Origin of the sequence: Amycolatopsis sp. NPDC004169 (genome assembly GCF_040610315.1) — a bacterium.
GTDB lineage: Bacteria > Actinomycetota > Actinomycetes > Mycobacteriales > Pseudonocardiaceae > Amycolatopsis.
The window spans coordinates 46,217-57,901 of sequence record NZ_JBEXMD010000056.1 but is presented as its reverse complement, the minus strand read 5'-3'; the positions used below and the strand labels follow the sequence as shown (position 1 = coordinate 57,901).

Here is an 11,685-nt window from a genome sequence, read left to right as displayed (position 1 = left end):
CCCTATACAAACTCTTTTCAAAAAACACTCCCCCCCACCCCCCCCCTCTCCCCTTGTGTTTTGCGGGGCGCCCCCGTACTGCCCGGGGGGCCGGCGCGCCCCGCCCCCGCGCCCGCTACCGCGGGCGCCCCGCCGGCCTGATCGCGGACCTCTCCGGCAGGGGCGCGAGCAGATCGCCGCCGGGCCGCCCGCACCGGCCGCGTCCGGTCGCCCGGCGGTCGGCCCCGGCCCGGTGACCGGCCGCCCCGAACGCGGCGAAGACGCCGGAGACCGCTCCCCCGCGGAAGCGGCCCGCGGCACCCCCTAGTGCCGGCGGCCGAGCGCTTCGCGCTTGACGAACCCGATCACCGCCGTCGCGACGAACAGCACCGCGCCCACGATGATCAACCAGAACAGCCCCTTGACGACAGCCCCGAGCACGACCAGCACGGCCCAGATCACGAGCAGGGCGACGAGGATTCCCATGGCGGTATTCCCTTCTGAACGGTCAGGAGGGAATACCCCGCGCTCGCGGCCGCTACGCGCGCCGGACGGATGAGCCCGCATTGTCCGGTTCGGACGGTGCGGGGCCGTCAGTGGACTTCCGTGGCGTAGCCGCCGTCGATGGCGAAGGTGGCCCCGGTGATGTTGCCGGCCACCCGGTCGCCGGCCAGGAACGCCACCAGGTTCGCCACCTCCGCCGGCCGCGTGAAGCGGCCGGTGACGGCGTGCCCGGCCGCCTCCTCGGCGACCGACTCCGGGTTCGCGCCCGTCGTCGCGGCGAGCGTTTCGGCCACGCCGCCTGCCCCGAGCCACAGGTCCGTCGCGACCGGGCCCGGGTTGATCGCGTTGACCCGGATGCCGCGGGGCCCGAACTCCTTCGACAGCGACTTCGTGAAGTTGACCAGCGCCGCTTTCGCCGCGCTGTAGTCGATGACGCCCGGGTCGGGCAGGACCGCGTTGACCGAGGCGATGGTGACGATGCTCCCCCGCCCGGCGGTGATCATGGTGGGCAGCACGGCCCGGCTGGCCCGGACCGCGCTGATCAGGTTCAGCGTCACCGACCGCGTCCAGTCGTCGTCGGTGACCAGCAGGAAGCCGTTCGGCCGCGGGGTGACCGCGCCGACGTTGTTGACCAGCACGTCGATCCGGCCGTACTCGGCCACCGCCAGTTCGGCCAGCCGTTCCGGCCCGTCCGCCGTGCCGAGGTCGACCGCGAGCGCGTGCGCCTTGCCCGCCGCGGCGAGCGCCTCCAGGCCGGGGCCCGGGACGCGGGCGCCGGCCACGACGCGGGCGCCCTCGGCGACGAGGACCTCGGCGACGGCCAGGCCGATGCCCCGGCTGGCCCCGGTGACGACGGCGACCGCGCCGTCCAGCCCCAGGTCCACTAGATCCCCTGCTCGCGCAGCCAGGCCAGCACGGCGTCGGCGACCTCGCGCCAGCCGCTGTCGATGGTGAGCGAGTGGCCGCGGCCCTCGAACTGCCTGAGCTCGGTGACGGCGGCGGAATCCCGGTACTGCTTGAAGGTCGAGCGCGTGACGACGTCCGGGACGGTGTGGTCGGCCGTCCCCGAGATGAGCAGGAGCGGGCCGCGGTCCGCACGGGCGGTGTCGACCGCGGCCTGGGAGTGCAGCACGAAGTTCGCGGCGGCGGCCTGGAACAGCGGCCGGGCCGGCGACGGGATCGTCCAGCGCCGGAACAGCTCCGCGGACTCCTCGTCGGTCAGGGCGTTGCCGAAGCCGAACCGGAATTCCTTCTCGGTCAGCGAGACCGAGCGGTGCAGGTTCGCGGGGTTGCCCAGGGCAGGCAGGGCCGAGCGCAGCTGCGCCAGCGGCAGCGGCAGCACGCCCTTGATCTGCGCGGGGTCGATGGCGACACCGGCCAGGCCGATCCCCTGTCCCAGCAGCTTTTCGGTGATCAGGCCGCCGAAGGAGTGGCCGACGAGCACCGGCGGCCGGTCGAGGCCGGCGACGACGGCGGCGAAGTGTTCGGTCGCGTCGTCGATGCCGAGGTTCGCGACGGCGTCGGGGTTCGCTCTGGCCAGTTCGACGGTTTCGGGTTCGTGCGGCCAGCCGGGCGCGACGGGGTCGTACCCGGCCGCCCGGAAGTGCTCGATCCACGGGGTCCACGAGGTGGCGTGCAGCCACAGCCCGTGGATGAACACGACGGGGGTGCCGGCCATCGGATCCTCCAGTTGGTCGCGGTGGTCCCCGAAGCCAACCCGATGGGCGTGGCCGCCGTCCAAGACCTGTTGCGTCCGGATCGATAGCCGTGGTGGCATCGTCGCGTGGACCTCGACCTCCGGCTGGTGCGGTACTTCGTCACCGTCGCCGACGAACTGCACTTCGGCCGGGCGGCGGCCAAGCTCTTCATCAGCCAGCCGGCGCTGTCCAAGCAGATCCGCAGGCTCGAAACCGACGTCGGCGCCACCCTGTTCGTCCGCGACAGCCGCCACGTGGCCCTGACCCCGCGCGGCGAGCGGTTCCTGCACCTGGCCCGGCAGCTGCTGGCCACCGCGGACCAGATGCTGCGCGAACCGGCCCCGCACCACCTGCGGATCGCCCACATCTTCGAGCTGGACACCAGCCGCGTGGTGGCGGACGCGTTCCTGGCCGCCCACCCCGGCTTCCGGCTGGTCCAGAGCCAGCTGGACAGCGCACGCCAGCTCGCGGCGCTGCTCGCCGACGAGCTCGACGTCGCGATCATCCGCGTCACGAGCGCGCTGAAGGCGGCCCACCCGGCGGGCTGGCGGCACCGGCTGCTGCGGCTGGAGCCGTTCCGCCTGGTCGGCCGCCCCGGCGACCCGCGCCGCCCGGTGGTCTCGGTGCACGAGCGCCCGCTCGAGGTGTTCGCGGACGCACCCGGAACGGCGCTGTACAACGTGCACGGCCGGTACCTGAGCTCGCTGGAGCAGCACACCGGGCTGACGCTGCACTGGCTGGGCAACCCGGGCACGTTCGACACCTGCCACGCGGCGCTCACCCGCGCCCGGGACAGCGCCTACCTGCTCGAGTTCGACAGCTACGCCCGGCGCTACGACGACCTCGGCATCCCGGTGCACCGGCCGCGGGAGCTGCAGCCGGTGTACCCGTGGTCGCTGGCCTGGCGGGAGGGCGGGCAGCCGGAGAGCGTGCGGGCGTTCCTGGCGGTGGCGGAGGAGGTCGGGACGCGCGAGCGCTGGCTGAACCCGGAACGGGTGGACGGGGTACCGCTGTGGGCACCGGCGGAGGACCTCGCGGTCGCCGGCGGGTAGCCGCTACTCGGCCAGGCGGTGCAGCACGATCATCCCGCCGTGAGCAGGCTCGGCCACCCGCTCCTCATCGGTCGACACATACCGCTCGACCAGCGCCATGATCCCCCGCTCCAGCTCCGCCGCATCCTCCGCCGACAAATGCACCGCGAAACGCAGGAAGATCCGCACCGCATCCGGACCCGCCGCCCGCAACTCGTCCTGCACCGCCTCGATCGGCGCCAAAGCCGCGTCCACCTCGGTGATCGGCAGCTCCTCCAGCTACTCGGCCAGGCGGTGCAGCACGATCATCCCGCCGTGAGCAGGCTCGGCCACCCGCTCCTCATCGGTCGACACATACCGCTCGACCAGCGCCACGATCCCCCGCTCCAGCTCCGCCGCATCCTCCGCCGACAAATGCACCGCGAAACGCAGGAAGATCCGCACCGCATCCGGACCCGCCGCGCGCAACTCGTCCTGCACCGCCTCGATCGGCGCCAAAGCCGCGTCCACCTCGGTGTTCGGTGGGTCGTTCAGCCACCACGAGCGGGCCTTGGCGCGGTAGGGCTTCTCCAGGGCTCCGCTGTCGCCGGCGCGGACCGGGGCCGGTTCGAGCAGGCCCGCCTCGAGCAGCTGCCGCACGTGGTAGAGGACGGTCCCCGGGTCGCGGCCCAGCCGGTCGGCCAGCTGCTTGTTGGTCAGCTCCCCCTGCCAGCAGAGCCGCAGGATGCGCAGCCGCAGCGGGTGGGCCAGTGCCTTCGCCTCGCTCACCGTGGCCTCGCGCCGCGGCATCGGCGAGGGAGCAGCTCCGGGATCAGCCATGGGCGCAGGTTAGTACACCATGCCGATCGATGGACTTTTCTCAATCGATGTGAAATTCTCCATCAATGCGGACGACACTGGGTGGCGGGTACTGGCGGCTGTGGACGTCGGCGGCCCTGTCGAACCTCGCCGACGGGATCCTCAAGTTCGCGCTCCCGCTGCTGGCGATCGGCTACACGCGCTCGCCGGCGCTGGTCGCGGGACTGACGCTGGCCTTCACCCTGCCGTGGCTGGTCTTCGCCCTGCCGGCGGGCGCGATCGCCGACCGCCGCGACCGCCGGTCGCTGATGCTGCTGGCGAACACCGTCCGCGCCGCTCTGCTCGCCGGGCTGCTCGCGGCCGTGCTGCTCGACGCCGGTTCCCTCTGGCTGCTGTACGTCGCCGCGCTCGGCGCCGGCATCGCGGAAACCTGCTACGACACCGCTTCGCAGGCGATCGTGCCGCAACTGGTCGGGCGCGACCAGCTGCCGCGGGCCAACGGCCGGCTGTACGCGGCCGAGACGACAGCGCTGGAGCTCGCCGGCCCACCGGCGGCCGGCCTGCTCGTCACCACGGCGGCCGCCCTTTCGCTGGCCACCCCGATCGCCCTCTGGGCGGCCGCGATCGCCGTCCTCCTGCTCGTCCGCGGCTCGTTCAAGGTGGCGGCCCCGGACCGGCGGCCGGTGCTGCGCGCCGAAATCGCCGAGGGACTGCGGTTCGTGTGGCACACGGGCCTGCTGCGCACGTTCACCGTGATGACCGGCGTGTTCAACTTCGCCAGCAGCGCGACCCAGGCCGTCCTCGTGCTGTACGCCGTGGGCCCGGCCTCGGCGATGGGACTGTCGGAATCGGAGTACGGCTGGCTGCTCAGCCTGGTCGCGGCCGGCTGCCTGGCCGGTTCGTTCTTCGCCGAGCCGGCCGAACGCCTGCTGGGAACGGCCCGCACGATCGGCGTCACCTTCTTCCTCGGCGCGGCGTCACTGGGCGTCCCGGCGGTGACGACCGACCCCGTGATCATCGGCATCGCGTTCTTCGCCGGCGGGGTGGGGTTGATCGTCTCCAACGTCACGACGGTTTCCCTGCGCCAGCGCATCACGCCCGACCGGCTGCTGGGACGGATCAACAGTTCGCACCGGCTGGTGGCGTACGGGACCAAGCCGCTCGGTGCGCTCGCGGGCGGCGTGCTCGCCCAGTTCTTCGGCCTGCCTGCGGTGTTCGCCGTGATGAGCCTGCTGGCGATGTCCGCGGTTTTCGGCGTGCGGAAGATAAAGGGCAAACTTTTACACGACACCCAGACCCCTCGCGACCCGAATCTGGTAACTGAGACGTAACTCACTACGGTCCCGCCGGAAACGAACCAGCCGACAATCGACATCCATGACCGCGCGGATAGGACCGGTTCAAGCAGATCCCTACCCCTGGCCTTACGACACGGCGGTGCCGGTCGACAAGGTCGCTCTGCTGTGCATCGACTGGCAGACCGACTTCTGCGGACCCGGCGGCTACGTCGAGCGGATGGGCTACGACCTCGAACTCACCCGAGCCGGTCTCCCCGGCACGCAGAAACTCCTTGCCCACGCCCGGAATCTCGGCATGCTGGTGATCCACACCCGGGAAGGTCACCTGCCGGACCTGACCGACCTGCCGCCCAACAAGCGGTGGCGGTCGGCCCGGATCGGCGCGGAGATCGGCAGCGCCGGGCCGGCCGGGCGCATCCTGGTCCGCGGCGAACCGGGCTGGGAGATCGTCGACGAGGTCTCGCCGGCACCCGGCGAGGTCGTGGTCGACAAGCCGGGCAAGGGCGCGTTCTACGCCACCAACCTGGATCTGGTGTTGCGCGCCAACGGGATCAGCCACCTGATCCTGACCGGCATCACGACCGACGTGTGCGTGCACACCACGATGCGCGAGGCCAACGACCGCGGTCTGGAGTGCCTGATCCTGTCCGACTGCACCGGCGCGACCGACCCGGGCAACCACGCGGCCGCGCTGAAGATGGTGACCATGCAGGGCGGCGTGTTCGGCGCCGTGGCCACGTCCGACGCCGTGATCGGGGCGACCACCACCGACGACTGACCGAAGAGGAAGGGCCCCACACCCGATGACCACTCCACTCGAGGTCGACGCCGATCCCACGGCGTTCCGGTTCGAGCCGGCCACGACCGCGCTCCTGGTGATCGACATGCAGCGGGACTTCGTCGAACCGGGCGGGTTCGGCGAAACCCTCGGCAACGACGTGAGCCTGCTGCGCGGTGTCATCCCTCCGCTCCGGCGAACCCTCGCCGCGACGCGGGCCGCCGGCGTCATGGTGATCCACACCCGCGAGGGCCACCTGCCGGACCTGTCCGACTGCCCGCCCGCCAAACTCCGGCGCGGCCGCCCGTCGATGCGCATCGGCGATCTCGGCCCGGGAGGCCGGATCCTCATCCGGGGTGAACACGGGCACGGCATCATCGACGAACTCGCGCCCGCCGACGGCGAACCGGTGATCGACAAGCCGGGCAAGGGCGCGTTCTACCGGACCGAACTCGGCGCGATGCTGTCCGCGGCCGGCATCACTTCCCTGGTGGTGACCGGCGTGACGACCGAGGTCTGCGTGCACACCACCGTCCGCGAGGCCAACGACCGCGGCTACGAATGCCTGGTGCTGTCGGACTGCGTCGGCTCGTACTTCCCCGAGTTCCAGGACGCCGGTCTGGCCATGATCTCCGCGCAGGGCGGCATCTTCGGCTGGGTCGCCCCCTCGGCCGCCTACCTCGCCGCGCTTTCCGTTCTCGCCACCCCGGCCCGTTGACTCCCGCGGAAAGGTCCCGGTCATGTCCCTCTTCACGCGCACCCGCAGCCGCTCCGGCTCCGATGGCGAACTGCCCTTGTGGGTCAGCGGTGACCTCAACGCGTTCTTCGGGCTCGGCTTCAACGTCCTGGTGAACGTCCTGGTGCTCTCCGGCCTCTGCCTGGGCGTCGCGAAGATCTCTTCGGGCGACGTGTACGGGGTGATCCTGCCGGCACTGGGCATCCAGCTGCTGATCGGCAACGTCTACTACACCTGGCTCGGCAGGCGCCTGGCCCGAAAGGAGAACCGCACCGACGTCACCGCCATGCCCTACGGGCCCAGCGTGCCGCACATGTTCATCGTGACGTTCGTGATCATGCTGCCGGTGTACCTGCGCACCAACGACCCGATCAAGGCGTGGCAGGCGGGTCTCGCGTGGTCGTTCATCATCGGGCTGATCGTGCTGGCCGGCGCGTTCGTCGGCCCCTACATCCGGCGGTTCACGCCGCAGGCGGCGATGCTCGGCACGCTCGCCGGCATCTCCATCGCCTTCATCTCGATGCGCCCGGCCGGCCAGATGTGGGCGGCCGCGTGGATCGCGCTGCCGGTGTTCGCGTTGCTGCTCATCGGTTTCTTCGCCGGGGTGAAGCTGCCGTTCGGCATCCCGATCGGCCTGGCCGCGCTGGTGGTGGGCACCGCCGTCGGCTGGATCGGCGGCTACATGCACCCCGCGGACGTGTCCGCGGCCGCTCGCGACATCGTCACCGGCCTGCCGTCGTTCCAGTTCGACCTGCTGGGGCACGGACTGGCCGAGATCGGCCCGTTGCTGGCCACCGCCATCCCGTTGGGCATCTACAACTTCACCGAGGGCATGACCAACGTGGAGAGCGCCGCGGCCGCGGGCGACAGCTTCAACCTGCGCAGCGTGCTGCTGGCCGACGGCATCGGCGCGATCGTCGGTTCGGCGCTCGGCTCGCCGTTCCCGCCCGCCGTCTACATCGGACACCCGGGATGGAAGGAGGTCGGCGGCCGCACGGCGTACTCGATGCTGACCGGCGTCGTCATCGCGCTCATGTGCTTCGGCGGCCTGTTCGGGCTGCTCAGCGCGCTGCTGCCGGTGCCGGCGATCGTGCCGATCCTGCTGTACATCGGCCTGCTGATCGGCGCGCAGGCGTTCCGGGTCGTCCCGCGGCCGCACGCGGTGGCGGTGGTCATGGCCATCATCCCCAACGTCGCGTCCTGGGCGACCGGCCAGATGGACAACGTGCTGTCGGCGGCGGGCACCAGCGCGGCGAAGGTCGGGGAACCCGCGCTGGAGAGCGCGGGCGTGGTCTACCAGGGCCTGCACCTGCTCGGCGACGGCGCCATCCTGGCCGGGCTGGTCCTCGGCGCGATCACCGCGTTCCTCATCGACAAGCAGTTCTGGTGGGCCGCCGGCTACGCGGCGGCCGGTGCGGTGCTGTCGTTCGTCGGGCTGATCCACGCCGAGCAGGTCGGCTGGAACGCCGGCGGCGGCCAGGTCGCGCTGGGCTACCTGTTCTTCGCCGTGGTCTGTGCGGTGTTCGCGGTGTTCCACCGCGACCCGGCGGCCGACGCCGAGCTGCCGCCGCCCGGCACGGACCTGATCGACGCGAAGCCCGCGGCCTCCGCTTCATGAGCACCACCAACGGGTTCGCCGAACTCGGGGCCACCGGCCCCGTCGTCGACGATCCGGCCGTGCGCGCCGAAGTGGCGGCGGCCTTCGCCCGCTACGAAGCCGCGCTGGTGGCCGGCGACCACGCCGTGCTGAACGAGTCGTTCTGGGCCAGCCCGGCGACCGTCCGCTTCGGCGTCGCCGACCGCCAGCGGGGCATCGACGAGCTGCGCGCTTGGCGCGCCACCCAGGGACCCCTCGGCGGCCGGGTCACCTACGGCACCGAGATCACCACCTTCGGCACCGGCACCGCCGTGGTGACCACCCTGTTCCGCTACCCCGGCCGTCCGGTCGTGGGCCGGCAGAGCCAGACGTGGGTGCGGATGCCCGCCGGCTGGCGGATCGTCAGTGCCCACGTCTCGGAGGTCGGCACCGAGGCCGGGTAGGGCCGCCCCGCCGGGCGGGGTCAGCCCTCGAGCCGGCCGCCGGTGACTTCGGCGAGCCGCTCCTGCACCCGCGCGTGCCGGAACTGGTAGACGCCCCCGGCCTGCCGCAGCACCCCGCGCCGGTGGGCGTCGTCGAGGAAGTGCACCAGCCGCCACGGCAGGCGGCCGGTCGCCGCCAGCCACAGGTGGTGGACGAAGTAGTTGCCCCACGCCCGCGTCACCAGGACCGCCAGCGCGATGCCGATCCCGAAGCACACGCCCACCACGAACGGCGCCACCGGGTTCGTCGCCGGCGGGAACACCTGGCCGCCCGCCACCGCCCCCGCCACGCCGTAGCTCACCGCCGCCACCCCGCGGGCCATGGAGAACCCGAACAGCGCTCCCGCCAGGCCGCCCGCGATGGCCAGCGCGAGGTCGTAGCGACCGCCGAACACCGGCAGGAACCGCGTGTTCGCGGTGAACGCGAACGCCATCCCGTCGAACAGCCCGAGTGACACCAGGAACGACAGCGCCAACGCGATCGCGCCGGTCCGCTCGTTGCGCAGGATCGTCCGCGGGCTCGCCACGCGGCTGGCGTCGACCGGTTTCGCCAGCCACACGTGCACCGCGAACACCAGGCCGAACACCACCGCCAGCAGGACGACCAGGCCCGCGGCCAGCGACCAGCCCAGGCCGAGCAGGACGCCGACGGCGGCCCCGATCGCGAAGCGGCCGGCGAACTTCCGGGCCGCGCCGGCGAAGCGCAGTTCGGTGCGCAGCGGTTCCGGCGGACGGCCGAACCGGTGCGTCACGTAGGCGGCGCCGCCGAAGGACAGGCCGTAGATCGCCGCCAGCACCGGTCCGTCGTCGACCCAGCCGGTGACGACGAAGAACAGCGCGACCAGCACGCCGACCAGGCCCGACCGGGTGCCCGCGGGCACCGCCCGGTACAGCTGCCACCAGGCCAGGTCGCGGCTGCGCGTCCGCTCGAGGTGCCGGGCCAGGAAGCCCAGCCAGCGGGTCGCCTGCTCCGCGGTGTAGCGCCCGGACGGGCTGGTCTTCGGGTTGCGCCCCGGCGGCTGCGGCACCTGCGCGTAGGCGGTGGGGACGAAGGAGTCGAGCAACTGCCCTTCCAATGCGGCAGCGTCCCCGGTGGCGAGCAGGTCCGCGGGATCGGCGGGCGGACGGCCGTAGCCGATCCGGGCCAGGTCGACCATGAGCGGCGTCCGCAGCACCCGGGCCAGCGCCGCGTCCGGCTCGCGGCGCAGCCGGTCGGCGACGGGCAGCCAGCGGTCCTCGCCGTGCCGCGCGGCCAGGTAGGTGATCGCCTCCTGGCGGGCGACGGGTTCCAGCCGCACCACGGTGGCCGCCGCGAGCACGGTGCCGGACTCCCGCGTCACCTGCTCGTATTCGGCGGAGCGGCAGGTGAGGACCAGCGAGCGCCCGGCCCCCATGGTCTGGTCCAGCGCGTCGAGCGCGGCGACGCGCAGGTCGGCCGGCATCTCGTCGAGGCCGTCGAGAACCGGGACGACGTGGCCGCCGAGGACGAGCCGGGTCGGAGCGTCGGTCCCGTACTCGCGCGCGGTGAGCAGCGCCGGGTGGTTGTCGGCGAGGCGGGCCGCGAGCCAGGAGTCGAGGTGCTCCCGCCGCGGGTCCCACGACGCCAGGGACAGCAGCACCGGGACCGGGGCGTCCGGCGTGCGGGTGCGGAGCAGTTCCAGCGTCAGCATCAGGGCGAGCACGGACTTGCCGGAGCCGGGATCGCCGAGCACCACCAGCTGCGGCACGGGCAGCGCGGTGAACGTCCCGGCGATGTTGTCGAGATCGCCCCGCCGCGCCGGCTTCCCCCGGCGCGGGGCCGCCGACCAGCGCAGCCGGATCGGCTGCGGCCGGTGCAGCGCTCGCAGTTCGGCTTCGGCGCGCCACTGCCACGTGACGGCTTCGGCGAGTTCGCCGACCGCCCGGTCGAACCGGTGGTGCGGCGGGGCTTCCGGCTCGGGGTCCGCGGCGCTGGGCGTGGCTTCGGCGAGGATCTGCTCGTGCAGCCGCCGCAGGTCGGGGTTCGGGTCGACGCCGAGCTCGTCGGCCAGCCGGCGGCGCAGGCCGTGGAACAACGTCGAGGCTTCGGCGTAGCGGCCTTCCTTCGCGAGGGCGCGCATCAGGAGCAGGTGGGACAGCTCGCGCGTCGGGTGTTCGCCGCAGAACTCGGTGAGCTCGCGGACGACTTCCCCCGTTTCGCCGAGCCGGAGCCGCCATTCGGCCCCGAGTTCGACGGCCTCGGCCCGCTGTTCGTCGAGCAGCACGGCCCGGCCGGCGAGCGTGGTGGTCCGCAGCCCGTCGAGCGCGGGACCCCGCCACAGCAGGAGCGCGGCCCGGATTTCTTCGACGGCGTCCACGAGCTTGGCTTGGCCGGCGAGCGCCCGCGCGGCGGCGACGTGCCGCCGGAAGCGGAGGACGTCGAGCTCGCTGGCGCCGGCCTGCAGCCGGTACCCGGGCCCGTCGGTGACGATGGCCTCGCCGAGTTCCCCGAGCCGCCCCCGCAACGCGGAAACGCAGTTGCGCACCTGCTTCACCGCGGTCGCGGGCGGCTCGTCCTCCCAGAGCGCGTCGATCATCCGCTCCACCGGGACGACGGCGTTCGCGTTGAGCAACAGGACGGCGAGGGCCCGCTGCTGCCGCGGGCTCGGCAGGGTGATCCGGCTCCCGTCCGCCTGCACTTCCAGCGTCCCGAGAATCCGGAACCTCATCGCAACCCCCCGCTGGTCAAGGCCGCCGGGCTCCGAAACGCGCAGGTGAGGCGGAAAAGGCCGGCGCGAGGACGAAACGAGGACGGCGTCGGGAACCC

Annotated in this window: 12 protein-coding genes; 6 read left to right on the top strand and 6 right to left on the bottom strand. The window is 72.6% G+C overall.

Annotation, left to right across the window (positions count from 1 at the left end; translation table 11 throughout):
* Positions 1-303: 303 nt before the first annotated feature.
* The 3 genes from ABZX11_RS43330 to ABZX11_RS43320 all read right to left on the bottom strand — a co-directional run bounded on the left by ABZX11_RS43330 (position 304) and on the right by ABZX11_RS43320 (position 2,161).
* Positions 304-465, bottom strand: coding sequence for a hypothetical protein (locus tag ABZX11_RS43330; protein ID WP_176176684.1), 162 nt, complete (start codon positions 463-465; stop codon positions 304-306).
* A 107-nt stretch (positions 466-572) separates the two neighbouring features.
* The gene (locus tag ABZX11_RS43325) at positions 573-1,367 is read right to left on the bottom strand and encodes an SDR family oxidoreductase (protein WP_354924414.1); all 795 of its coding nucleotides are present in this window, start codon (positions 1,365-1,367) and stop codon (positions 573-575) included.
* Complete coding sequence (locus tag ABZX11_RS43320; RefSeq protein WP_176176682.1) at positions 1,367-2,161, bottom strand: alpha/beta fold hydrolase; 795 nt, start codon at positions 2,159-2,161, stop codon at positions 1,367-1,369. Before ABZX11_RS43320 ends, ABZX11_RS43325 begins: the two co-directional genes overlap by 1 nt.
* Before the next feature lie 105 nt (positions 2,162-2,266).
* Here ABZX11_RS43320 and ABZX11_RS43315 point away from each other — a divergent pair, with 105 nt between their 5' ends.
* Positions 2,267-3,232, top strand: a complete 966-nt coding sequence (locus ABZX11_RS43315) for a LysR family transcriptional regulator (RefSeq protein ID WP_354924412.1) — start codon at positions 2,267-2,269, stop codon at positions 3,230-3,232.
* Between the two features lie 3 nt (positions 3,233-3,235).
* On the opposite strand, the gene ABZX11_RS43310 is transcribed toward ABZX11_RS43315, so the two are convergent.
* Positions 3,236-3,454, bottom strand: a complete 219-nt coding sequence (locus ABZX11_RS43310; protein WP_354924410.1) for a hypothetical protein — start codon at positions 3,452-3,454, stop codon at positions 3,236-3,238.
* Between the two features lie 36 nt (positions 3,455-3,490).
* Positions 3,491-4,030: a winged helix-turn-helix domain-containing protein gene (locus ABZX11_RS43305; protein WP_176176679.1), complete on the bottom strand. Its 540-nt coding sequence runs from the start codon at positions 4,028-4,030 to the stop codon at positions 3,491-3,493.
* 65 nt (positions 4,031-4,095) lie between these two features.
* Between ABZX11_RS43305 and ABZX11_RS43300 the strand changes: the two genes are divergently transcribed.
* The 5 genes from ABZX11_RS43300 to hpxZ are packed head-to-tail and all read left to right on the top strand — an operon-like array spanning position 4,096 to position 8,861.
* Positions 4,096-5,340: an MFS transporter gene (locus ABZX11_RS43300; RefSeq protein ID WP_354924408.1), complete on the top strand. Its 1,245-nt coding sequence runs from the start codon at positions 4,096-4,098 to the stop codon at positions 5,338-5,340.
* Between the two features lie 46 nt (positions 5,341-5,386).
* The gene (locus ABZX11_RS43295) at positions 5,387-6,085 is read left to right on the top strand and encodes an isochorismatase family cysteine hydrolase (RefSeq protein WP_176176677.1); all 699 of its coding nucleotides are present in this window, start codon (positions 5,387-5,389) and stop codon (positions 6,083-6,085) included.
* Positions 6,086-6,110: 25 nt separating this feature from the next.
* A complete protein-coding gene (locus ABZX11_RS43290; protein WP_354924406.1) occupies positions 6,111-6,803 on the top strand; it encodes an isochorismatase family cysteine hydrolase in 693 nt (230 codons plus the stop codon).
* A gap of 22 nt (positions 6,804-6,825) precedes the next feature.
* On the top strand, positions 6,826-8,439 hold the full coding sequence (locus ABZX11_RS43285) for a regulator (protein ID WP_176176675.1): 1,614 nt from the start codon (positions 6,826-6,828) through the stop codon (positions 8,437-8,439).
* Positions 8,436-8,861: an oxalurate catabolism protein HpxZ gene (gene hpxZ / locus ABZX11_RS43280; protein WP_354924404.1), complete on the top strand. Its 426-nt coding sequence runs from the start codon at positions 8,436-8,438 to the stop codon at positions 8,859-8,861. Before ABZX11_RS43285 ends, hpxZ begins: the two co-directional genes overlap by 4 nt.
* Before the next feature lie 20 nt (positions 8,862-8,881).
* Here hpxZ and ABZX11_RS43275 read toward each other — a convergent pair whose 3' ends face one another.
* Complete coding sequence (locus ABZX11_RS43275; RefSeq protein ID WP_354924402.1) at positions 8,882-11,587, bottom strand: BTAD domain-containing putative transcriptional regulator; 2,706 nt, start codon at positions 11,585-11,587, stop codon at positions 8,882-8,884.
* Between the last annotated feature and the right edge of the window lie 98 nt (positions 11,588-11,685).

Excerpts from the sequence above, each read along its gene's own strand:
- ABZX11_RS43305 (WP_176176679.1), bottom strand. The coding sequence starts at position 4,030 with ATGGCTGATCCCGGAGCTGCTCCCTCGCCGATGCCGCGGCGCGAGGCC.
- ABZX11_RS43295 (WP_176176677.1), top strand. The coding sequence starts at position 5,387 with ATGACCGCGCGGATAGGACCGGTTCAAGCAGATCCCTACCCCTGGCCT.
- ABZX11_RS43290 (WP_354924406.1), top strand. The coding sequence starts at position 6,111 with ATGACCACTCCACTCGAGGTCGACGCCGATCCCACGGCGTTCCGGTTC.
- ABZX11_RS43275 (WP_354924402.1), bottom strand. The coding sequence starts at position 11,587 with ATGAGGTTCCGGATTCTCGGGACGCTGGAAGTGCAGGCGGACGGGAGC.
- ABZX11_RS43330 (WP_176176684.1), bottom strand. The coding sequence starts at position 465 with ATGGGAATCCTCGTCGCCCTGCTCGTGATCTGGGCCGTGCTGGTCGTG.
- ABZX11_RS43285 (WP_176176675.1), top strand. The coding sequence starts at position 6,826 with ATGTCCCTCTTCACGCGCACCCGCAGCCGCTCCGGCTCCGATGGCGAA.
- ABZX11_RS43300 (WP_354924408.1), top strand. The coding sequence starts at position 4,096 with ATGCGGACGACACTGGGTGGCGGGTACTGGCGGCTGTGGACGTCGGCG.
- ABZX11_RS43320 (WP_176176682.1), bottom strand. The coding sequence starts at position 2,161 with ATGGCCGGCACCCCCGTCGTGTTCATCCACGGGCTGTGGCTGCACGCC.
- hpxZ (WP_354924404.1), top strand. The coding sequence starts at position 8,436 with ATGAGCACCACCAACGGGTTCGCCGAACTCGGGGCCACCGGCCCCGTC.